At 41.0% G+C, this 22,908-nt stretch carries 25 protein-coding genes and 1 pseudogene; 12 read left to right on the top strand and 14 right to left on the bottom strand.

From position 1 onward, the window contains the following. The first annotated feature begins 28 nt into the window (after positions 1-28). From metX to NG55_RS11575, 3 genes are read left to right on the top strand one after another with little or no spacing between them, the layout of a single operon-like run. The gene (gene metX / locus NG55_RS11585) at positions 29-1,189 is read left to right on the top strand and encodes a homoserine O-succinyltransferase MetX (RefSeq protein ID WP_065343313.1); all 1,161 of its coding nucleotides are present in this window, start codon (positions 29-31) and stop codon (positions 1,187-1,189) included. After that, a complete protein-coding gene (gene metW, locus NG55_RS11580) occupies positions 1,189-1,782 on the top strand; it encodes a methionine biosynthesis protein MetW (protein ID WP_016651551.1) in 594 nt (197 codons plus the stop codon). Before metX ends, metW begins: the two co-directional genes overlap by 1 nt. Continuing rightward, a complete protein-coding gene (locus tag NG55_RS11575) occupies positions 1,779-2,366 on the top strand; it encodes a tetratricopeptide repeat protein (RefSeq protein WP_004657807.1) in 588 nt (195 codons plus the stop codon). The genes metW and NG55_RS11575 overlap by 4 nt, the downstream gene beginning before the upstream one ends. Before the next feature lie 110 nt (positions 2,367-2,476). Here the strand turns inward: NG55_RS11575 and NG55_RS11570 are convergent, their stop codons facing one another. The 5 genes and pseudogenes from NG55_RS11570 to NG55_RS11550 form a co-directional block, all read right to left on the bottom strand. Continuing rightward, entirely contained in the window at positions 2,477-2,845 is a 369-nt protein-coding gene (locus NG55_RS11570) for a hypothetical protein (RefSeq protein WP_228704181.1), read from the bottom strand. Between the two features lie 151 nt (positions 2,846-2,996). Continuing rightward, positions 2,997-3,215 (bottom strand): hypothetical protein, encoded by a 219-nt coding sequence (locus tag NG55_RS11565; RefSeq protein WP_065343312.1) that lies wholly within the window; start codon positions 3,213-3,215, stop codon positions 2,997-2,999. 241 nt (positions 3,216-3,456) lie between these two features. Beyond that, positions 3,457-3,885: a hypothetical protein gene (locus NG55_RS11560; RefSeq protein WP_065343311.1), complete on the bottom strand. Its 429-nt coding sequence runs from the start codon at positions 3,883-3,885 to the stop codon at positions 3,457-3,459. A 1,153-nt stretch (positions 3,886-5,038) separates the two neighbouring features. After that, positions 5,039-5,312: pseudogene (locus NG55_RS21280) on the bottom strand (PAAR domain-containing protein); the annotation flags it as partial. A 3-nt stretch (positions 5,313-5,315) separates the two neighbouring features. Continuing rightward, complete coding sequence (locus NG55_RS11550) at positions 5,316-5,759, bottom strand: PAAR domain-containing protein (RefSeq protein WP_065343310.1); 444 nt, start codon at positions 5,757-5,759, stop codon at positions 5,316-5,318. Positions 5,760-5,893: 134 nt separating this feature from the next. Here NG55_RS11550 and rdgB point away from each other — a divergent pair, with 134 nt between their 5' ends. Further along, on the top strand, positions 5,894-6,517 hold the full coding sequence (gene rdgB / locus NG55_RS11545) for an RdgB/HAM1 family non-canonical purine NTP pyrophosphatase (protein WP_065343309.1): 624 nt from the start codon (positions 5,894-5,896) through the stop codon (positions 6,515-6,517). Positions 6,518-6,534: 17 nt separating this feature from the next. On the opposite strand, the gene NG55_RS11540 is transcribed toward rdgB, so the two are convergent. Next, entirely contained in the window at positions 6,535-7,422 is an 888-nt protein-coding gene (locus NG55_RS11540; protein ID WP_065343308.1) for an AEC family transporter, read from the bottom strand. Between the two features lie 152 nt (positions 7,423-7,574). Between NG55_RS11540 and tatA the strand changes: the two genes are divergently transcribed. From tatA to NG55_RS11520, 4 genes are all read left to right on the top strand, one after another. Continuing rightward, positions 7,575-7,790, top strand: coding sequence for a Sec-independent protein translocase subunit TatA (gene tatA, locus NG55_RS11535; RefSeq protein ID WP_004678519.1), 216 nt, complete (start codon positions 7,575-7,577; stop codon positions 7,788-7,790). A gap of 12 nt (positions 7,791-7,802) precedes the next feature. Further along, entirely contained in the window at positions 7,803-8,243 is a 441-nt protein-coding gene (gene tatB, locus NG55_RS11530) for a Sec-independent protein translocase protein TatB (protein WP_065343307.1), read from the top strand. Further along, on the top strand, positions 8,240-9,004 hold the full coding sequence (gene tatC, locus NG55_RS11525) for a twin-arginine translocase subunit TatC (protein WP_023271292.1): 765 nt from the start codon (positions 8,240-8,242) through the stop codon (positions 9,002-9,004). Before tatB ends, tatC begins: the two co-directional genes overlap by 4 nt. Before the next feature lie 183 nt (positions 9,005-9,187). Continuing rightward, positions 9,188-11,173 (top strand): PhoX family protein, encoded by a 1,986-nt coding sequence (locus NG55_RS11520; RefSeq protein WP_065343306.1) that lies wholly within the window; start codon positions 9,188-9,190, stop codon positions 11,171-11,173. A gap of 232 nt (positions 11,174-11,405) precedes the next feature. On the opposite strand, the gene NG55_RS11515 is transcribed toward NG55_RS11520, so the two are convergent. The 4 genes from NG55_RS11515 to NG55_RS11500 all read right to left on the bottom strand — a co-directional run bounded on the left by NG55_RS11515 (position 11,406) and on the right by NG55_RS11500 (position 16,328). Beyond that, complete coding sequence (locus tag NG55_RS11515; RefSeq protein ID WP_065343305.1) at positions 11,406-12,056, bottom strand: hypothetical protein; 651 nt, start codon at positions 12,054-12,056, stop codon at positions 11,406-11,408. Positions 12,057-12,254: 198 nt separating this feature from the next. Continuing rightward, positions 12,255-13,790, bottom strand: coding sequence for an alkaline phosphatase (locus NG55_RS11510; protein ID WP_065343304.1), 1,536 nt, complete (start codon positions 13,788-13,790; stop codon positions 12,255-12,257). Positions 13,791-13,810: 20 nt separating this feature from the next. After that, on the bottom strand, positions 13,811-15,403 hold the full coding sequence (locus NG55_RS11505; protein ID WP_065343303.1) for an alkaline phosphatase: 1,593 nt from the start codon (positions 15,401-15,403) through the stop codon (positions 13,811-13,813). A 142-nt stretch (positions 15,404-15,545) separates the two neighbouring features. Further along, entirely contained in the window at positions 15,546-16,328 is a 783-nt protein-coding gene (locus NG55_RS11500) for an NRDE family protein (protein ID WP_065343302.1), read from the bottom strand. A gap of 110 nt (positions 16,329-16,438) precedes the next feature. Here NG55_RS11500 and lgt point away from each other — a divergent pair, with 110 nt between their 5' ends. Both lgt and NG55_RS11490 read left to right on the top strand, forming a co-directional pair. Then, positions 16,439-17,251: a prolipoprotein diacylglyceryl transferase gene (gene lgt, locus NG55_RS11495; RefSeq protein ID WP_016541531.1), complete on the top strand. Its 813-nt coding sequence runs from the start codon at positions 16,439-16,441 to the stop codon at positions 17,249-17,251. A 105-nt stretch (positions 17,252-17,356) separates the two neighbouring features. Next, positions 17,357-17,731 (top strand): hypothetical protein, encoded by a 375-nt coding sequence (locus tag NG55_RS11490; RefSeq protein WP_065343301.1) that lies wholly within the window; start codon positions 17,357-17,359, stop codon positions 17,729-17,731. On the opposite strand, the gene wrbA is transcribed toward NG55_RS11490, so the two are convergent. Beyond that, positions 17,728-18,327 (bottom strand): NAD(P)H:quinone oxidoreductase, encoded by a 600-nt coding sequence (gene wrbA / locus NG55_RS11485; protein WP_065343300.1) that lies wholly within the window; start codon positions 18,325-18,327, stop codon positions 17,728-17,730. The two genes, NG55_RS11490 and wrbA, sit on opposite strands and share 4 nt — an antisense overlap. Positions 18,328-18,440: 113 nt before the next feature. On the opposite strand from wrbA, the gene NG55_RS11480 reads away from it, so the two are divergent. After that, positions 18,441-19,691 (top strand): YihY family inner membrane protein, encoded by a 1,251-nt coding sequence (locus NG55_RS11480; RefSeq protein WP_016541534.1) that lies wholly within the window; start codon positions 18,441-18,443, stop codon positions 19,689-19,691. Positions 19,692-19,719: 28 nt separating this feature from the next. Here NG55_RS11480 and NG55_RS11475 read toward each other — a convergent pair whose 3' ends face one another. Beyond that, a complete protein-coding gene (locus tag NG55_RS11475) occupies positions 19,720-20,625 on the bottom strand; it encodes a DMT family transporter (protein WP_065343299.1) in 906 nt (301 codons plus the stop codon). 107 nt (positions 20,626-20,732) lie between these two features. Between NG55_RS11475 and NG55_RS11470 the strand changes: the two genes are divergently transcribed. Continuing rightward, entirely contained in the window at positions 20,733-21,533 is an 801-nt protein-coding gene (locus NG55_RS11470) for an AraC family transcriptional regulator (protein WP_065343298.1), read from the top strand. Positions 21,534-21,640: 107 nt separating this feature from the next. Here NG55_RS11470 and NG55_RS11465 read toward each other — a convergent pair whose 3' ends face one another. Together NG55_RS11465 and NG55_RS11460 are read right to left on the bottom strand one after the other, a co-directional pair. Continuing rightward, on the bottom strand, positions 21,641-22,282 hold the full coding sequence (locus tag NG55_RS11465; RefSeq protein ID WP_065343297.1) for a fumarylacetoacetate hydrolase family protein: 642 nt from the start codon (positions 22,280-22,282) through the stop codon (positions 21,641-21,643). Between the two features lie 33 nt (positions 22,283-22,315). Beyond that, positions 22,316-22,813 (bottom strand): YcxB family protein, encoded by a 498-nt coding sequence (locus NG55_RS11460; protein WP_023271287.1) that lies wholly within the window; start codon positions 22,811-22,813, stop codon positions 22,316-22,318. Positions 22,814-22,908 lie beyond the last annotated feature (95 nt).

The raw sequence follows: 22,908 nt of genomic DNA, 5'->3' as shown, positions 1-22,908 counted from the left end.
ATGATTTATTATAGGGCGAATCATTCCAGTGTCTTTTCCATCGGATTCAGTGGGCGTAGTCACACCACAAAAGTTTCAGTTTGAACAACCCTTAGAACTTGAATGTGGCCGCGTATTGCCGCGTTTTGATTTAATGGTTGAAACCTATGGAACACTCAATGCAGATCAATCCAATGCCATTCTGATTTGCCATGCGCTGTCAGGACATCACCATGCGGCAGGCTATCATCATGAAGATGATAAGAAAGCTGGCTGGTGGGACAGCTGTATTGGCCCAGGAAAAGCCATTGATACCAATCACTTCTTTGTTGTTTCCTTAAATAATATCGGTGGATGCAGTGGTTCAACTGGCCCTACTTCACCGAATCCTGAAAATGAAAATCGTCCCTATGGTCCAGACTTTCCACTCGTTACCGTTCGTGACTGGGTGAAAACCCAAGCCATGTTGTCTGACCGTTTAGGCGTTAAAGTTTGGTATTCTGTCATTGGTGGCTCACTGGGCGGCATGCAAGCCTTACAATGGTCTTTGGATTATCCAGACCGATTACAAAAATGCGCCATCATCGCCAGTGCACCAAAATTATCAGCCCAAAATATTGCCTTTAACGAAGTCGCGCGCCAATCAATTCTTTCTGATCCTGATTTCCATCATGGTCGTTATCTGGAAAATGACAGTTATCCAAAACGCGGCTTGATTTTGGCGCGTATGGTCGGTCATATCACCTACTTGTCTGAAGAAGCCATGAAACAGAAATTTGGTCGCGATTTAAAATCGGGAAAATTTATGTATGGTTTTGATGTCGAATTCCAAGTGGAAAGCTATTTACGTTACCAAGGCGAACAATTTAGCCGCAATTTCGATGCAAATACTTACTTGATTATGACCAAGGCCTTGGATTATTTTGACCCTTCGCGTGAATATGAACATTCTTTGACGAAGGCCATGAGTCAACCGAAGTGCCAATTTTTGGTGATTTCATTTACCACAGACTGGCGTTTTAGCCCAAGTCGTTCTCAGGAACTGGTGGATGCTTTGATTGATAATCATAAGCCTGTCAGCTACTTAGATATTGATGCTGAACAAGGCCATGACTCGTTCTTATTCCCTATTCCACTGTATGTAAAAACGCTACGCGCATTTTTAGGTGGAGAACAACAGTTGCAATCGACATCGCAGGAGCAGCACTAATGCGTATAGATCAACGACTCGCCGAAAAATGGATTAACCCGAACTCTAGCGTGTTAGACTTAGGTTGTGGTGATGGTGAATTGCTGGCTCATATGAGCAAACAGCACAATATTCGTGCCTATGGGCTAGAAATTGATCAAGAAAAGATTGCAATTGCCATCAGTCGGGGGTTAAATATTATCCAACAGGACTTAAACCTAGGTTTAAGCCGTTTTGCCGACCAGTCTTTTGACTCTGTGGTCATGGCACAAGCTTTGCAAGCTGTAGATGCACCCGATGTATTACTTCGTGATATGGTGCGTGTCGGCAAACAGGCCATTATTACTTTTCCAAACTTTGCGCATTGGAAGACACGTTCTTTTCTTGCCTTGAAAGGGAAAATGCCTGTTTCGGAAGCTTTACCCTATATGTGGTATAACACCCCGAATATTCATTTATGTACTTTCCGTGACTTTGAAGCCTTATGTGCTGAGAATCGGATTAAAATTATTAATCGACTTGCCGTTAATGGTGACCAACAAGGTAGTATGCTCAGTAAGCATATGCCGAACCTATTTGGTGAAGTCGCAATTTATCGAGTGAGCGCTCTATGAAAAAGACATTAATCAGCACATTTTTATTTGGTCTGATCAGTATACAAGCGCACGCTGACTATGTTGCTCAACCTCAATCGGTTGCAACGCAGGCAGCGCGATATTCAGTGATGGGTATCAATGAATTGCAAAGCGCAGCAAAATCTGGTCAAGCTGGGGCACAGTTTTACTTAGCAACCCGTTACCAGTTTGGTAAAGAAGTGGCTAAAGATGAAAAACAAGCTTTCACTTTATTCAAGGCAGCAGCAGATCAAGGTTTATCTGCGGCGCAATTGAATGTTGGCCGCATGTATGCAGATGGCATCGGTGTAAAGAAAGACGAAGCTTTAGCTCGTAAATATTTTGAGAAAGCAGCAAGCAATGGTGACAACCGTGCCAGCTTTAATCTCGCAATGATGGAAGAGCAGAAGAAAAACTTTGTTGGTGCTTATCAGTGGTATGAGCTTTCAACCCGTGATGGCATGTTGGATACTAAAGTGATCAGTCTTTCTGAAGGTAAGAAAACCGCATTGGCTGCAAACTTAACTCAAGATCAGATTCGTACTGCACGTGACCGTGCTGATAAATGGATTCAAGCGCAATAATCTTATTTAGATCTATTGAGTGATATAAAAAACCGACTTGTGAAAGTCGGTTTTTTATTTGCTTAGATCTAATTTCCAGTTTCGTGTTAAACGCTTCGATCAAAGTCCTTTTACTTTTCTGGTTCCAAATAGATGATACCGACATCTATCTTTTCCAAAATTCTCGCCCCAGGATTCTCTTTAATAGCGTCAAGAGGTTTCCCGTTTGAATAATCATATGTTTTTGTTAGATACCCTTTAAAATTAATATAAATTTGTGGGGCGCTAGCGGACATTTTTTTTAAATTCGGCCTAAAAAAATAATAAGACTCAGCCTTAGGGGTAATCTTAAATCGACCATGCTCATCTGTCTTAATACTTGTATCATCGTTAAGGCTATACCCGATATATCCTTCTCTACTAGAAATAGGATTTTTTATTTTAATATCAAAAACTTGCCCATATATCTCTGGTTTTAAATAATAGTTTTCGGTGTACAAGCAATTAGCCCTGTAATGCAAAATACAAAAAAAATTATCTTCATAGTCGTATACACAAAAATTAATTGTTTAGATGTGAAGATAAAATTCCAAATAGCATTCATCATAGATACCCACACCAACTATACCCATATTAAAATCAACAACTCAACTAATTTAATTTATAATTTATCAGATTTATAAAACTCCATACACTTTTGGAAAAAAGTATTACTTTTCCTGAGCTAGACTCAATATAAATTGGTAAATTTTCTTTATAAAAATATTTTGTATTTGATTTAACAAAGTCTGAAAGAGCAAGTTGTTGTTCAGGTGTCCCCACATTAAATGAAGAATAGCCCCTTAAATTTTCTTTTTGATAGGCTTTCATTTTCTAATAATTATCATCCAGACAAACTTTCAAAGCAAAATCATTTGGTTTTAATTGAACTGAGTTCGCTTCTACTTAAAAAAAGAACTCAAAAATACAACCAACAGAAAACTTATCGCTTTCATTTACATTAACTCCCAAAATGATATTTTTTGTCGTTTGAACTACCTTTACCTTACAAAATCGCCTTTTGTATAATATACATAAAAATCATAATTCGATATAACAATAAAATTAAAGTCTATTTCTCAGGATCCAAATATACTTTACCTACTTCAACTTTATTATAAGAATCAAAACCTATTTTTTCTTTCGGAACTTGCCTCCAAAAGAATTTTGAATAATCCAGTATTTCCCCTTCATAACCGTCTATATATATATATATCTGCAAAGGAACATCCTTGTAAGAGCTTATATCTGGCTTAAAAATATAATATTCTTTTTTAAGTGGGTATATTACAAACTTACCTGATGATTTTAATGATTGTTTTGGAGTTTTTCCAGTAGGTAATGAAAAGCTTATATAACCTTTTTTGTTACCTAAAGGCTCTTTAGAATTAATATCATAGATATACCCCGTAACTTCCGGGGTCAGATAAATTGTTTTCTTTGAACAAGAAACGCTTGAAAAAATCACTATTAATAAAATAACAATTATACTTTTTCTCATTTTCTAGCAATTCCTGATATGAATAAAAGTCCTATAACATCATTTTCATTTGCTATCATTCGAGTATCCCAATAAGGTGTCCGACTAAGAGATGTCTCAGCATATTTCATTAGGTCAATTTCTCCAGATTGAGGATAAGTAGTTCCAGATTTTGGATTTTGGTTATAACCTGACGAACCATGATGTGTAATAGATTCTTTGAACCCAGCATACGTTTCTACTATCGCGTGCCCAATCTCATGGGCAATTGTTTCTTTAAACTTTTTATCTGAATATTCATGCTTATAAAAATACCAATCATTCTCTAGTTTTAAATATCCTGTTGCGTATGCTGTTTTTCTTGACAAAGCCCAATTAGAACTTCTAAACATAAAGTCATTAGGATTAACATTTGTAATATATGTTAACTTCATCTCAGGCATAGCCTTAGAATCAGATAAAGAAGGTTTCAGGAAAACCTCATATTTTTTACTGTTAATAGAAATAAATTTCCCTGTAGGATGACTACTATTACGGCTCCAATAATACTTAATACCATCCAAAGATAGTTGTTGCAATTGTAAAAAAGACCGCGTTCTTAAAGAGTATGGTTTAATTTTATTCAACTTAGTTGTAATTTCTGGTACTGACCTCTCATTAAACAGTCCACTTGCTCCACCATCAGTTAAATTTACCCTTAAGTTAATTAAAATGTGATTACTTTTCTTATTAATAACTACATCCATCCAGTCTTTACTAATATATTTAAATTGAAATATTTTCTCATCAGAACATTGACAAGAACCACAAGAGTAACCTTTCAGCTTAAATTTAACTCCTAAAGATTTTAAAAAGAACTTACTATCATATAAATTATTTAAGAAACCATCCCAGTCAATATTTACCTTTTGGCCAGCCGTGAATATTTTTTCTATTTTTTTTACTTCTACAAATGTTCCCTCATGTTCAACCTCTAAACTAATAGCATCATAAGTCCCCTTTTTAATATTTACAAAAAAAGTAAAATCTTTAAATTTAGAAACACCCAATGGAATAAAGGGAGAGCTTCTCATATCAGTAAGCTCAATCTCAAATTTTTTTATATTGTCAACAAAACTATCCTTAGTATTTTGCTTATTATTTACAAAAGATGATGTTGCTGTACTTATAGTACTTCCAGAGCCACTGCTCCCAACAACATGTGTTTGTTGAGGCATGATGGTTGCACCACACGTTAGCTTATCACCGACATAAGCGACAGGTTTACCATCAAAAATGACATGATCATGGCTTTTTATCACTGTAGACCAGCATCTACATTTAGGACAAAGATGCCCATCTCCCGCCCTTACAAATAAATTTCCCTGCTGAGAACTCATCATTTGAGTTGCTGGAATCATGCCACCATGATCTGTAAATGCATTATGAATCGCAAAACCCTTTGCCATAATTTAGTCCTTTATAGATTTATCAGAACTTAGAAAGTTATCAATTTTTGGTTGATCTTTAAAAATACGAATCGCAACGGATGTATTTGGACTATCAATAATCTCATCACCATTTTCTAAATGACTCCCTACCAAAGCAACTGGCACGCCATCAAGCACACATGCTTGCCCTGCACCTGCAATAATTTTGGACGTTGTGCCATCTATATAAATGACATCATCACCCACACGGGCAATCGACATCCCTGCAATTTTGTAATAATGATAAGAAGCTCTAACCAAGCCACCATTTTTTGTTTTAGCTCCATTTACAGCAAGATAGTAAAGCGTCTGAGGCTTATTCTCCCAATACAATTGTTCAGCTTTTAACGTCTGTTCAATATCCTCCTGAGACATATGCTGCAATTGCTCTATAGCCAATTCATGTAAAAAGGTTGGACTCATCATTTCCCCTCTATTCTTGTTCTTTCAAGCCTAAGCATAACAAATTCTCTAGAATAGACATACCTGTATGTATAAGGTATCTATTTTCATAAAATTTGCCTAAAATCCTCTTTAATTTTTATTGATCTGAAACTGATATGTCTACCCAATCATGGCTCAACCAAGGCAGCCTTGTCCTTGCAAGTAATAACAAAGGCAAAGTGCTCGAATTTGAACATCTCTTTCAACAACTCAATCTTCCTACTGAAATCATTCCTCAAGGCAAACTCGATATTGAAGATGCAATTGAAGACGGTCTCAGCTTTGTTGAAAATGCCATTATCAAAGCCCGCCATGCCTCTAAACTTTCAGGTAAACCTGCGCTAGCAGATGACTCTGGACTATGTGTCCCGATCTTAGGTGGTGCGCCTGGCATCTACTCGGCACGCTATGCGGGTGAACACGGTCATGATGCTGCCAATAACCAAAAATTGTTGGCTGATCTTGCACCTTTGCGTAAAGAGGGTGAAGCGATTGAAGGGATGTTTGTTTGTGTCTTGGCATTGGTCACCCATGCAGAAGACCCACTTCCACAAATTTTCCAAGGTATCTGGAAAGGTGAGATTTTAGCGGCAGCACGTGGTGAAAACGGTTTTGGTTATGACCCGCTGTTTTGGCTGCCTGAACTCAATGTTTCAAGTGCTGAACTGAGCAAAGCTGAGAAAAATAAAATCAGCCATCGTGGTCAAGCCATGCAGCTGTTTAAAGCAAGTTTAGTTTAAAACCCTAAAGTGCCCTCCTATATGAGGGCATTTTTTATATGTAGCAATAGACCATAGATTACAATCACCACACAGCTCACAACCGTTCCCGCAGCAATATAGCGAGCTGACACCCCCGTACCTTGATAATGGGTTTCCAAAGCGACAATATTGGCGGCGGGTGGTAAACAAAATAGGAAAAACAAAACTGGGAGCAATGATTCAATCTGCGGAATCGCAATAAAATAATAGCTCAACGTACAAATTATGATGCCACACAAGATTTTGAACATTAAAGTTCGAGTACTCAGCCACAAATCAGCCCTATGCACCCGAGTATGTCTCAGCCACATACCTAAAATACACATGCCCGCAAAGCTCATCCCAAATTTGGCAATATCATACAGCCCCTCTAGAACAAAATTATCCTGCAAACGATGAATACCCACCAGCCATAGAATCAGGGCTGCAAACAAGGCCAATACTGGTGGCGACTTAAGAACTTTTTGCAATGTCGATAAATAATTCGTTGGTGCTTCAGAAACAGCAGACACTGCCCATATATTGCCAAACAGCGCCCCCCCAATATACAGCGCGATCATGGCACCGCTGACCTGCTCACCAAATAAGGCGATGGCAAATGGAAAACCCAGCCAGCCAATATTGCTATAACTTACACAGAGCGCTTGTAAGCGATCCTTTGAGAAGTAGAAAAAACCATAAAATAGAAGAATCGATGTAATAAAACTAAATCCCATCAGTGCAAAGCTACCCGCCTGATAAAATACCATGTTGTAGATGATCACCACAGGAATGAATAACCGTGCCAATAAGGAAGCTAAGATTTTCTTCGCCTGTTCCGCGACTTTGAATTGAGCAAGCAACAGCCCGAAGATAAAGGCACTGATGGGGAGAATAAAGGTCATGTCGATCTGTTTTTATCATGTCTTGATATGTTGCTTATGCTAGCACTATTTACCATTGGGTAAATGCGTTGTCTTAAAACTGCAATATAAATGTCACATCGTTGTCATGCCAAGCTGTTGAGATATATCCAAAGTTTTATAGGAATAGAAAGATGGCTGGTTTATCAATTTGGCACGTACTGATTTTTGCAATTGTAGTGATTCTACTGTTCGGTACATCGAAGCTAAAAAACCTCGGTAAAGATGTTGGCGGTGCAGTCAAAGATTTCAAAAAATCAATGAAAGAAGAAGAAGCTGCGACACCTTTAAATGAACCTCGCACCATTGATGCTCAAGTAAAAAATACTGAAAGCTCAGTAAAAAGCTAAGCGAGCACGACTATGCTGAATTTGGGAATGACCGAAATCTTTTGCTTTGCTGTGATTGCATTGCTGGTGCTCGGTCCTGATAAATTGCCAGAAGCTGCGCGGTTCGTAGCGAAATGGTATGGAAAAATTAAAAAGTTTATCAACAATATTCAGAACGAAATTGATCGAGAGTTACGCCTTTCTGAGTTCCGCGAAGAAATGCAAAAAGAAATTGATAAGATCACTGAACTTGAACGCAGGATGCAACAACAGCTGGACGCGCTTAAAAATACACAAACGCCTTCTGAAGCTGAGGAAGTAAAAACTGAGACTAAAGCCCCGATCAGCTATACCCTTTTTTCTCAGCCAGCGATCATCCCTTTCAGTCTTGAATATCAAAAGCAGTTACCTTTCAAATTTGAGCCGAGTTTATCGACTCAACAGTTTGATTCAGAATTAAAGATTGCCGTATGAGCCAATTACCCTCAACTTCAGTCAGCACTGAAGAAACCCTACAACAAATGCCTGTGATGCAGCATTTGATTGTGCTGAGACAATATCTATTTAAAATTGTTGGGGTCACGATTTTTCTTTTCTTCTGCTTATTGCCCTTTAGAAATACCACTTATCAATGGCTGTCTGAGCCTTTGAGACAACAGTTGCCTGCAACCTCCACCATGATTGCCACCGATGTCACGGCAACATTTATGGCACCGTTTAAGCTGAATCTATTTGTCGCATTCATGTTGGCCATGCCTTATATCATTTATCAGATCTGGTCCTTCATCAAACCGGCACTGTATGAAAAAGAACGTCATTTGGCCATTCCCCTATTATTAGGCAGTATCGTACTGTTCTATTTAGGTGTGGCATTTGCTTATTTCATTACCTTGCCTGCAATTTTGCATTTCTTTATCAGCGTTTCCCCAGAAACAGTTGCACCAATGACAGACATCAACAGTTATTTAAGCTTCTGTCTAAAATTATTCTTGGTGTTTGGTTTTACCTTTGAAATCCCAATCATTACCTTAGTACTAATTTTAATTGGTGTAGTCAGTACCCAAAGTCTGGTTGAAAAACGTCGCTTCATTGTTGTTGGCTGTTTTTTTGTGGCGATGTTTGTCACACCACCCGATGCCTTGTCGATGATTATGCTGGCCGTGCCAATGTGGATGTTATTCGAGCTGGGTTTGTTCCTCGGGAAAATACTGGAAAAAAGAAAAGCATCAGCTTAATTCAAATATGTGAAAAATCCTCGAAAACATTTCGGGGATTATTTTTTATAATTTAATATTTATTAATTATTTATAAAATAAAAATTGTCTTCAAACTGCCTTAAAACTGTCAGAAAACTGTCATCTCCGCTTCATAGAATCGATCAGGATTTATTTACCATATATTACAGATACGGATTTACTATGACAGCCAATACTAATCAGCCAAGTCGTCGTGATATTTTAAAATGGTTCGCGGGTGTTCCGTTTTTACCACTAGGGGCAATGGGCACAGCAGCAGCTTTAACAGGTTGCAATGATGACAACGATAATAACGTTGTTACACCACCAGCAAAACTGGTTAAATTTAAAAATGCCAAATTTACGCCAATGGCGGCTCCAACCACCACTGCAGAAATGGCAACAACTTCTGTTAAATCAAGTTTAACAGTGACTTGGGAAGACAATACTACAACCGAATATAAATTAGGTTATCAAGAATTTTTCCGCACTGGTATGGAAGTTGATAATATCAATGGTGGCAAAATTATCGCAGGTAGCTATTACGACATTAACAACAAAGCGATCAAAGATACATCAGTTGCAGGTCAAGAACGTCAATTCTTCTCTGACTGTCCAGATGGCTCTTCAATGATCCATCTCAAAGATGCAAAAGTTGACGGCGTCAACAACCCTGTGTTCCATGTGGTTCAGTTCGAATACACCACACAAAACTTGGCCAAACAAAGTATGTATGGTCAGTTACCGTCTCCAATTGCCGTATTGACCTTAGACCAAGATCAAAAAACAGGACATCTTGCATTGAAAAAATACTTCAATGTCGATATGTCTAAAGTCCATGGTCTATGGATTACTTGTGGAGCTAGCCTTTCACCTTGGAATACACACCTTTCAAGTGAAGAATATGAGCCAGATGCTTTTGATCAAATTGGTAGTACCTTAGCCACATTAAGAGCCTACAGTAAAAATCTGTATGGCAATGAAAATACAGCCAATGCCTATAACTATGGTCATTTACCAGAAATCATTCTAGATGGTAAAGGTCGTGGTACTGCAGTTAAGCACTACTGCTTAGGCCGTATTTCACATGAGTTGATTCAAGTGATGCCAGACAACCGTACCGTGATCATGGGTGATGACTATACCAACGGCGGCTTCTTTATGTTTATTGCAGATAAAGAAAAAGATTTATCTGCTGGGACGCTCTACGTTGCCAAGTACACGGCTGAGCTGAATGAAACCTCTACAGCACCGATCAAATGGATCAAACTGGGTCATACCGACAGTAAAACCATTGAAGACTTGGTCAATGTTCGTGGTATTAAAGCTGACAATATTATGGAGAGCTTAACCACCGCACCTGCAGACTTAAGCGGTTATACGCAGATTGTATTGGATAAGAAAACACTCTGGATCAAGTTAAAAGAAGCCAATAACGGTTTCAGTAAAGCAGAAATCGAATTAGCGGCTGCCTTCCTCGAAACGCACCGTTATGCAGCCCTCAAAGGCGGTAGTATGGCCTTCACCAAAATGGAAGGAACCACCGTGAATATCAAAGATAAAGTGGCTTATTCTGCACTTGCCAATATTCAAGACTCGATGATCGAAGGTAAATCGAGCTGGGTTGCTGCACACAATGTTAAATTCAAGAGCACATTAAAAGCTGGTGGTGTACTTGCCCATGACCTGAAAGGCAGCCAAGTTGACCACTTAAATAATGTGATCAATAGTGAATGGACACCATATCAAAGCCATATGATTCTCATGGGCAAAGATATTCCAGCAGACAGCTTGGGCAATACCGCTGATCCAAATAACATTGCTAGCCCAGACAACTTAAAATTCTCTGAAACATTACGTACTTTGTTCATTGGTGAAGATAGTGGTAACCATACCAATAACTTCCTTTGGGCTTATAACGTTGAGACTAAATCTTTAGATCGAATTCTTTCAACACCAGCAGGTGCAGAGTCAACAGGTCTACATGCGGTTGACTCAGTCAATGGCTGGACCTATATCATGAGCAACTTCCAACATGCAGGTGATAGTTCAAGTCTTCCTGCTGATTTAAAAGCAAAAGTTTTGGCTAACTACAATGGTGGTTATAGTGCAAGTGTTGGCTATATCACCGCTGATCCAGTTGCGCCATCAATTGAGAAAAAAGCTTAATTTAAGCAATCCACTCAAAAAAAAATGCCGACATCATGTCGGCATTTGTTTATCTCAATCCATCACAATCCAATCATTCAGCTCGTACTCGTGCTTATATGAAATGAATCGAACAGTAAGCTCATTTCATTTAAAGATTGAAATGATAGCGGTCACCGAACAGATCAATTTCTATGATAAAAAAAGCCCCTTTAAATAAGGAGCTCAATTCAGTTAATTCAGCTTTATGCGGTTAATCACCAAAGTCTGAATAATCTTTGCTGCTGAATTTACTATAGCTTTTCCACGGTTCTACAATATTCACCTGTTGGATATTGGCTTTTAAAATGTCGTAGCGCAAACCATCTAAACTGCGTACTTCCACCCGTTTGGCAATATTATTGCGATTGTCCCATTCGATGCTCATTTTATTTTTCTTATTCTGACTTTCATACCAAGTGCTATTGCTGTCTTTTTTCTTAACGGTCATTCCCTTTAAGCTTTTAGGGTCAATCAATGAATACACACAGCTCCAACAGCTACTCAGTCCTAACATATCGACATCGGCATCTTGTAAATGCACAACGGTTTTATCTTCCATCAGCACCAAATTGAGTTTGGGCTGTTTCTTCTGATCAATAAAATAATGCTGGGCCGCTTCTGCTAAATCCAAATGTTTATGCCCGCCCTTTTCATGTCCATGTTGGTGATGTTTAGGTAGTACACGTTCAATCCAAATATTCTGAGTATTACGATACATACGCTCCTGAAACACACTGGTACGGGTCACACCATCATTGCCAATACTTTGGGTCTCACGGGTAATGCTGGCACTTAATAACGGCGCTGCATGCAATGACGTCATTCCCACGCTCAGTAATATTGCACTCATCACTAGACGCATGTTATTTCCTACATAAAAAAACCTCAGTCATAGTGACTGAGGTTGTTTGCAATATGATGAAAATCTTCAATAAAGTGTTGAGGGTCTGTTAACATTTCAACCATGCCCTGCGTTATTGGCTAAAACAACAGAAACAAGGCATGAAACGCAGACAATGGCTATCCTCTGTCGCCAGTATCTGTGAAATGTTAGCAGCCCCTATTTAAAACCAAACGCTTCTTTTAATTTACTGAATACCCATGCATTTTCACGTGTACCTTTAAATACTTGTGAACCCGCACCTTCAGCAAATAACAGCACATCACCACCACCATGTGTTTCAGAACCAGGATTGCCCAACTTTATCCCAACCTCTTGTAAATAATCATCGGCAGCTGCGTCATTGTCGGTAATGTCGATGCGTGAGGTTGGACGTGGCCCACCACCATTACCAAATACCAAAGTGGTTGAGGTTTTACCATTCACATCCAGATTCGGCGCATGCTTTTTACCATCCGCCAGCACCCGTGTGCGAGTATCTGTCGCTTTGGCTTCTTGATAGCTATAGCTCAAACCCAAAATACCTGGGTTAGTAGTTGTAGTTTTTCCCGTACGCGCGGTATAGCCATTAAAGGTCATGGTATGGTCATGGTCGGCCGTAACAACGATTAAAGTATTCTTTAACTCAGGGTCGGTTTTCTTGATTTTATCCAATGCCGTCTTAATCGCATTATCAAAAGCAATGGTGTCTTGCAATGCACGTTTGGCATTGGTGCCATGTAAAGCATGGTCAATACGTCCGCCTTCCACCATCAAGAAAAAGCCTTTGCCCGCAGTATCTTGTGCTTGTAGCAGGTCAATTGATTTCGCAGTCATTTCAGCCAAACTTGGTTGGTTTGGTGCTGTTCGTGCTCGGTCTAAATCGTATTCCAAATGTGAGGTTGCTGAATAAAGACCGATGTATTTTTTATTCAATGGTGCTGCATCCATCTCTGCTTTGGTCGCACCAACAGTGTAGTTTTTGGCTTTTAATTCATTCAGTAGGTTACGCCCATCAATACGCCCCTTCTTATTATCCGCCGCATTATAAGGGGTGAAATGATTGCGCCCGCCACCCATCAATACATCAACGCCATCTAACAGTTTAGTGTTATAACCTGCACCGCCAGGGATGACCTGACGTGCAATCTCAAACTGTGCATTACGATTACACACATGAGCAAATGTTGCAGCTGGCGTTGCATGGGTCAATTCCGTGGTGGTAATTGCGCCGACTTTTTTGCCATTGGCTTTGGCAAGTTCTAAAATCGTTTCCGCAGGGCTGCCCGCGGCCACACTTGAACCTGGGGTTGGACAATTATTGATGGCATTAGATACTTTGGTACCATCTGGTGCTGTACCCGCACTTGGTTCAACCGCGATCGTCCCAGGCGTCATTCCAATCACTTCATTACGGGTTTTCTTGCCCGTCATATAAGCAGCCATTGAAGGAGCACTGTCGGTGGTTTGACCATCTTCTGAATATGTCTTAATTCTTGCCGTACGGCGCAAGGTGTCCATGGTTAATTTGCCAGATTCACCGTAGCCATAAATACGGCTTGCCGTGACTGTGGTTGGCCCCATACCATCACCCAAGAAGAAAATGATATTCTTGGCTTCGCCCGCAGCTTGTGCACCAGTGCTTGCAGCAACTAATGCAACCGTTAAAACAGATGCTTTCATACCGAACTGACCTAATTTAAATTGTTTTAACATCATCGTTCTCCAGTCTGTTGTTATTTATCTAGGCCAATGGCTTTGCGAACTAGGTTAAAGACTTCGATATTTTCGAGGCTGCCATGGAAGTTGTCTGACCCTACACCAATTGCACCAAGGAACACATCAGTACCGCCATGCGTTTCACTATCAGCAAAACCAGTTTGCACCACAGCTTCTTGCTGGAAGTCATCTGCAGCGGTACCCGTACACCACCCTTCTTTATCAATATCCGTACCACGACTATCGGTAAATTTACCCGCTGGGCCCGTGACTGGATTACAGCTATCGTTATCAACTAAGCCACCACGTGCTTCGATACGATCATTGTCTAAACGCTTTTTACCTGTACCAAAGCCGATAATTGGATATGGGTTGCCATTCACATCGGTTGAGAAACCTGCCTTGTTATAGTTTTTGACTAAACCGAGGACACTGGTCTCACCACCTTTTACATATTTACCGGTACGTTTTGCATAGCCATTCAAGACCATGGTGTGGTCATGGTCAGCCGTGACCACGATCAAAGTATTCTTGAGCTCAGGATCGGTTTGTTTGACTTTATCAATCGCAGCTTTAATTGCATTATCAAATGCAACGGTGTCTTGTAAGGCGCGCTTGGCATTGGTGTCATGCAGTGCATGGTCAATACGTCCACCCTCAACCATCAAGAAGAAACTTTTATTTTTCGCTTGGAGGACATCAATCGCCTTGGTGGTCATATCGGCAAGGCTTGGCTCATCAATTTTCTTATTGGTACGATCCAAGTCATAGTTCATATGGCTGGCATTAAATAAGCCCAATAATTTTTTGGTTTTGCTTGGATCAATTTTGGTTAAATCACTTCCGCTTGAAACAAAGCTATAGCCTTGATCTTGCATTTCTTTGACCAGATCACGACCATCAGCCCGTTTACCGCCCGATACCGTCGTTGGTTTAAACTGGCGTAAGCCACCACCCAAGACCACATCTACACCATCGTTTAATTTAGTATTATACGCGCCCCATCCTGTACCTTTACCTGCAGGAACAAGCTGTGCCGCAATATCGTTCTCGGCATCACGATGGCACACATGCGCATAGGTCGTGGCAGGTGTTGCATGGGTAATACGGGTTGTGGTAACTAGCCCAGTGCCCATGCCTTGCGCTTTAGCAAGTTCAAGCAATGTTTCTGCTGGTTTCTTGCCTTTATTGGATGCAACATCGTCACAGGTACTGGTGCCGTCTGCTTTCGGTGGAGATGCGATGGTACCTGTCTGCATGGAAATGACTTCATTGTTCATTTTCACGCCCGTCATATAGGCAGCCATAGACGGTGCACTGTCTGTCACTTGACCATCTTCTGAAAAGGTACGAACAAATGCAGTTTCTGGCAGCGTATCAATGGTCAAATCGCCATCTTCCCCAACAGAATAAATACGCGATGCGGTTAAGGTGGTAATCCCCATACCATCGCCCAAGAAGAAAATTACATTTTTTGCAGTGGGTGTTTTTGGTACTTCTGTTTTTTCATTGTTATCACTATCGTTACAAGCAGTCAGTCCCGCTGACAAAACTGCCATTAAACTGACCGCCAATAGCTTTTTGGAAAAGCCCGTCTTTGATAAGAACATAGAATATCCCCAGATGTATTGTTTGGACGTAACTTGATTGGCTACACCATAACAATGCTGGGTGACCCTTTTATGTCATCGTGATGACAGTATTATTTCATCTTGTTGTTTTATATACATAATTATGTTATAACATATCAACCTAACGCTTCAGATCAACGTGCAAATCAACCACTTGTCCCTGCTGTTCACCCTGTTGAGATTTTTCTAGCCATTGCCATTTGGTATCAGTTAATCTTAAAAAATTAGAGCATCGTGTTCCATAAACTGGGCTTTGAATAAAGGTGGATGACAATAAGGCTTCCATCTCAGGATTAATTCCCGTATCAGGTAACAGATTAGCAATGACTTTACGCTCATCTTCCAAAATATCCCAAGCGGCAGCATCAATTACTGATTCAGTCATTTGTACTTGCTGCAACATCGGTAACAACTCTTGGGTAAAGCGCTGACGCAAATGTTTGGTTTTCTCCCAATCTTCCGACATCAGACCATTGGACACCACATAGACCCCATTGGCGAGCACTTGGGGAGCTTCGCCACGGTTACTCATATATACTGCTTGTGTTTGATCTCCGATAAATAAATTAAAGCCTGCATAATCCTGTTGCAGTTGTTCCAGTTGCTGGGCAAAACGAATCGGGGCTAAGTCACTTTCCAAGAAAGATTGAATCAAGTGCCCGCGAGAAGTCGTATAATTTTTTTGATCGCGACCATTGCGAAAATTGGTGACAATCGCCCAACGGCCTGATGCTGTCACGCCCATCCAAGTTCCTCCAGATTGCAAATCCTGCCCTGCCACAATGCTGCTGTTTTGCCATACATGCAAGGCAGCAGTGGGTCGATGATAAAACTCATCCCGATTTGAAATTAAACACAGCGGCATTTTATCCAACACCTGCCATGCAAAAGCAACAATACACATAAGTCCTTTTTCTCCCACGTTTTGGGACATTGATCTTTCACATTGAATGTACAACATTTTTCACATCATTCCGCTACAATCTGCTCAAAATATAAAATTGAGGAGCAGCGATGCTGACCTATCCAAATATTGATCCAGTTGCGCTGAGCTTAGGACCAGTCAAAGTGCACTGGTACGGGCTGATGTATCTTCTGGCTTTTCTATGTGCATGGGGTTTAGCATCGTATCGCGCTAAACAACGTGATGGCTGGACAGGCGACATGGTGTCAGATCTGGTCTTCTACGGAGCATTGGGTGTGGTACTCGGTGGCCGCGTCGGCTATGTGTTGTTCTATGAATTTGGTAAATTTTTAGAAAATCCATTATGGCTGTTCCAAGTCTGGACCGGCGGCATGAGCTTCCATGGCGGCTTCCTCGGTGTCATCATTGCGATGCTGTTTTGGTGTAAAAAGTACCAAAAAACATGGTTCCAAACCTTGGACTTTATTGCGCCCTGCGTACCAACAGGCTTGATGTTTGGCCGCTTTGGTAACTTTATTGGCGGGGAACTGTATGGCCGTCCAGTACAAGACCCGAGCTATCCATTCGGAATGATTTTCCCAACAGATCCACTCGGTTTGGTGCGCCATCCCTCACAAATCTATCAAGCCCTCTGTGAAGGTTTGATCCTCTTTATCGTATTGTGGTGGTTTAGCTCTAAGCCTCGTCCGCGTATGGCCGTTTCAGCTCTATTCCTTGTCGGCTATGGTGTGGCACGCTTCTTTATGGAATTCTTCCGTGAACCCGATGCAGACCAAGGCTACATTTTATTTGGCTGGATGACCAAAGGCCAGATTCTCAGCTTCCCAATGATTATTATTGGTCTGTGGATGATCTGGTACGCTTACCGTAAAAACATCTATGACTGGCAGTTAAAGAAATAATAAAAAAGGGAGCAAATGCTCCCTTTTTTAGGCCGATGATTTAAGCTATTTATCAATCATTCAGAAACAGCGTATATTGATACAATCCCGCGTAGGAGAGCATCAATGCAGCAACAACGTCAGTATCTCACCCACTTTAAAGTGCAGGAACTGGTGCTTTGCCTCTCTCCCTTACAGTTCAATCAGCAGTTGGTCAGCCAAATCGAAAAATCACTTGGACTCAATTTCATCAACGACAATGAGTCACATCGGGTGTGTTTCGCCAACCAAAATATCGAATTACAAGATGCGTATAAACAGGTGTTTAGCCCAGTTGATCTATTGGATTATCTCTATGCAAGTTTAATCGCAGACCAGCAAAGTGCAGAAAAAATACAGCTAGATCATCCAGCCTTAGCGCCAATTCCCTACCCAACGGATAATCTTACTTTCTGGAAAATGGTCGCAACTGGGCGGCAATATCGACTTTCGCTGAGTTAAAACTTTCCAACCAATGCTTTCACCACTTCACCTAAACGCTTGCCTTGTGCTTCACACAAGATTTTTTCATCATGACTTAAGCTTTGATCATGACGTGGTCCGCTGACATGACTGGCGCCATATGGCGTTCCACCCGTTTTGGTGTTGGATAAAGCAGGGATTGAGTTTGCTAAGCCCATAATCATCATACCGTGATGAAACAATGGCGGTAGCATGCTCAACAAAGTACTTTCCTGCCCACCATGCATCGAACCAGATGAAGTAAACACACAAGCAGGCTTATTATGCAAAGCACCATTCAGCCATAGACTAGTGGTTTGATCCCAAAAGTACTTCATCTCACTGGCCATATTGCCAAAACGCGTTGGCGAACCCAAGGCCAAACCCGAACAATGGCTGAGATCTTCTAAAGTGCAATAAATGTCACCATCGGCTGGAATACTCGCTGCCGCTTCGGTCACTACGGTGGTTAAATTCGGTACGGTTCGAATGCGCGCCGTCACACCCGCTGCTTCAATTCCATCGGCAATCAGATGCGCCATTTGCTTGGTTGAACCATATTTACTGTAATAAAGAACAAGAACGTAAGGTTGCATCACTTTCAAGAATTTTGTTAAAAAGGACACTATACGACATTTTTTACTTTTTGAGCTGTAGTAAATCCTGTGATTCCACTGGATTTTTATTAAAAATAACTAGGATAGAACCCATGATCTTAAATCGTTATCTAAAAAAACTGCCCTTTTTAGAGAAAACATGGTTTCAATTTATTGTGTTTGTGTTACGACGTTTTGAAGCGGATCGCTGTCGGGAACAAGCAGGAGGTTTGACCTATACCACCCTGTTTGCAGTGGTGCCGATGCTGACTGTTTTTTTAGTGATTATCTCTTCGATTAAAGCTTTAGAACCAGCTCGACAACAGTTACAACAATTGATTTATAGCAATTTTTTGCCGAAAAGCACCATTGCCTTTGATAAAGCCTTAAATGCCTTTACCGAAAAATCCAGTAACCTGACCATCATTGGTGTACTGTTCCTGTTTGTCACCACGGTACTGATGCTGACTTCGATTGAGAATGTATTTAATCGGATTTGGCGAGTAAAAGAGACACGCACAGGTTTAGTCGGATTTATGCGTTATTGGACCATTATTTCCTTAGGACCTATTGTTCTAGGCAGTGCCTTTGTACTTTCTTCGACCGTCGCCTCTATCAATGTACTCAGTAATAACTTTGCGGGTTATCAACTCGATGGCTCTTTTATTCTGTGGCTGATCTCATTTCTATTGACCATTGTCGGCTTCTTTATTTTATATTGGACCATACCCAACCGTATTGTCCCCGTCCTTTCAGCACTGATTGCGGCCTGCTTTAGTGCCACCATCTTTGAAGTGTTAAAACGTTTTTTTGGTTGGGTGATGAGCAATTTCACCAGCTATGAAATCGTCTATGGTGCTTTCGCTGCGGTGCCAATTTTCCTGCTATGGATTTATTTATCTTGGAACATCATCTTATTGGGTGTCGAGATCAGTTACGCTCTGACCGCATTTCATTCGGGTAAAGAACAAAAGCGCCATCCGATTCTGATGTTATTAGATATACTGGAACTGTTTTATAAGAAACAACAAATCGGTCAAAGTGTCAGTGAAAAAGAGCTGTTAAATATTATTGGTCGTGGTGAATTGGGTCGTTTACCTGCCTATATCATTCAACTGGAACAGCAGAATCTGATTATGCGAACCGATAAAGATGAATATGTCTTGGTCCGCAATCTGTCTCAGGTGGATTTTTGGAGCTTCTTCACCGCCCTACCTTATCCACTGCCATTACGTCCCGATGTAGAGCATATTCATCAAGATGATGAATGGATGGAACGGCTTGGTCCTTCCTTGGTTGAGAGTAATGATTATTTAGCCGCCAAACTTTCGATTCCACTGTCCACACTGTTTGAACAGAAGTAAGCAAAAAGGTCTCTTAGGAGGCCTTTTTTTATTTCCTTAACCAACCTTGTAAACTCACCACCACAATGCCGAGCAAAACCAAAGTAGAACCAATGATGAAATTTAGCTCAATTTTTTCGCCTAATAACCAGACACCGAAAGCCATTCCAAACAGTGGTGTAAGGAAGGAAAATACTCCCAAACGAGAAGCCAAATAGTTCCGTAACAACCAAAACCATGCCAAAAAACTGGCAAAAGAAACCACCAAGGTATGGAAGGCCAGACTGCCTATCACCAGAGGGCTAAAGTGAATCGTCGCTTGCCCCAAAACAAGCGCCACGCCAAACAACAATACAAAACTACCTGCCAATTGATAAAACAGCGTTTGAGTCACCGCTGCTTGTGCCAGTGACGATAAACGGACGGTAATGGTGGTCGCCGCCCAAGCAATCCCTCCAGCCAAAGCCAGTAAGTCACCCCACAACATCTGTTGATCCGCAATCGATGCACCTGAATTTGCACGTAAAAAAGTCACCACGATCCCTAAAAATGCAATCCCAATACCTGCCCATTGCAACAGACTGAGACGCTCCGAAGGAAGCTTCCAATGTAAGCCCAAGGCGACAAAAATCGGTGCGGTATACAGCAGCACCACGGCATGCGAAGCAGAGGTCAGCTGTAAGGCCTGTGCCAATAAAAAGAATTCCAAAGAAAATAGCAACGCAACCAGGACACCCGCTTTTAAATTCTGGCGATTGAAGAGTTGACTGCTTTTATCCAGATACAACAAGGGCAATAACAACACTGCAGCCAGTCCTGAACGCAACGCGATCTGCATTAAGGGAGAAATGTCAGGCGCTGCCATTTTTAAAATGACTTGTTGCAGTCCCCAAATCATACACAATACGATCATCAGACCCGATGCAGTTGCATCTAATGCTTTACGCTCATCCATTTCGCGTTCCTGATTTTATGGCTTGAGCATCAATATAAGGCTGTCGTATTTTCATGATATAGTGAAAATACGACAATAGATGCGTGTTTTCAGGCAATTCTCATGTTATGAAAAAATCAGCTCAAAGGATTCAAGATTTTCAGGCCATCCCGACCTACAATGATATTCCTGCCCCCTTATGGCTACAGATTCGAGATGCACCTGCGGAGACTTTTTATCCAAATCATGCTCATGCGTGGGGTGAATTTATCTATGCCTTCGATGGCGTTTTAGAAGTTAATATTGAGCAAATTCATTATTTAACTCCGCCACCTTATGGGATCTGGTTACCACCGAATTTACAGCATAGTGGCATCAATCGTAACGAGGTCACCCATTGCACCTTGTACGTGCATGAATCGCTCTGCCAAAACATGCCGCAACAGGCCGGTATCTTATTGTCTGCACCCTTAGTTTCTGCACTGCTTGAACATATCCGCAAACATCCCTTTGCTGAACAGGATCCAGAGTATTTACGCTTGCTGCAAGTTTTGCTCGACTCACTGACCCATGCCGAACTTGTCGGGAGTTATTTACCCACAACACAACATCCCGCGCTAGCGAAAATATTGACCCATTTACATGAACTCCCTGCGGATAACAGTACCTTGGAGCAGCTTGCACAAATGATCAATATGACTGAACGCACGCTTGCCCGTTATAGCCAAAAAGAATTGGGAATGTCTTTGCACGAATGGCGCCAACGTCTTAAAGTCATGAAAGCGATGTCGATGTTAAATCAGGGTAAGACCATTGAAAATATTGCTTTGGACTTAGGTTATGCCAGTTCATCAGCTTTTATTTATATGTTTAAACGCTGGATGCACTTTACCCCAGACCAGTTTCGTAAGCTGTATCAAGGCAGTTAAGTTTGCGATCAACACCTTAACGAAGATTGGACTCAGCAGAAAATCATGATTTTCAGATATAAAAAATGGCGCTACTCTTTAGAACAGCACCATCCTTTTATTTCAACTTAGGCTTTGACGAACGTATCCCAATCATATTCGCCTGACTGGGTAATCAATTTCATAGTCAATTGATCATTGGCACGTAATGCCCCCACGCCTGCGGGGGTGCCTGTCATAATCACATCACCAGCTTCTAGGCTAAAGGATTGATTAATTTCAACCAATAAAGTGCCGATATCAAAGATCATATCTTTGCTAAAGCCGTGCTGACGGTCTACCCCATTGATGTTCAGAATCAACTCCAACTCTTGCAGGTCGCCAATCTCATCCGCTTCAATCCAGTCAGCCAAAATACAGGCACCATCAAAGGCTTTGGCACGTTCCCACGGCTCACCCTTAGATTTTAAATCGCTCTGTAAATCACGTAGGGTCAAATCCAGACCTAAAGTGATGGCACCAATGGCTTCTAGGGCTTTGGCAGGATCGGTTTCTTGCGATAATGGATGGGCGATTTGCAAACAAATTTCGCATTCATAATGACACTCACCCAAAGCCTGATTCCAGCTGACACCTTGAGCTAAAGAGCCAATACTGCTCGGTGGCTTAATAAATAGCAGTGCGCGGTCAGGAACGGCATTGCCCAATTCCTTGGCATGTTCCGCATAATTTCGGCCGACACACACAATTTTTGAAGGACGTGTACTCATGAAAACTCCTTGTTATTTCAACCGTCGATAAATTTACTTTTTAAAACTATGTTCAAATTTTGTTTGATCTGCTGAATCGCTAAATGCACGTTTAGGCACGATCACCACGGTATGGCTTTTTAGCTCCAACATGTAGGTCAACTTGCCAACCGCAAATGATTGGACTTCGGCATATTGTGCACTTTGTTTTTTGCCTGCCGCATACAATTCAAAATGATCTTGGTAAAGGTCAATCCCTTGTTCACTTTTGCCAAATTGATAGCGTACAAATTGGCGCTTAAACAGCATCGGCAATAACCAGTAGCGCATGACCGCTTGCATCACCAGAAAAAAAGCACCCAGTGCAACGTAATAACGCCCAACACCAGAAAAGCCTAAATAAATTCCCCACAAAATAATCGCAATGCTGATCACAGGAGTTAAAAAGCGGCTAAAGGTTTTTTTGCCAAAAGTGACCAAAGCAAAACCATCTTGTGATTCTTCTAAATTCAAATAATAGCGCACCGATACACTTGGACGTTGTTCAGACATTTTTGATTTCTAACATTTGAAAAAAAACTGACCTATTAGAACATAAATGATTTAATGGGAAATCACATTTATCGCGATTTAATACAAAATTTAAA

It is taken from the genome of Acinetobacter gyllenbergii, assembly GCF_001682515.1.
Lineage (GTDB): Bacteria > Pseudomonadota > Gammaproteobacteria > Pseudomonadales > Moraxellaceae > Acinetobacter > Acinetobacter gyllenbergii.
This window is presented reverse-complemented; position numbering and strand designations above follow the sequence as displayed.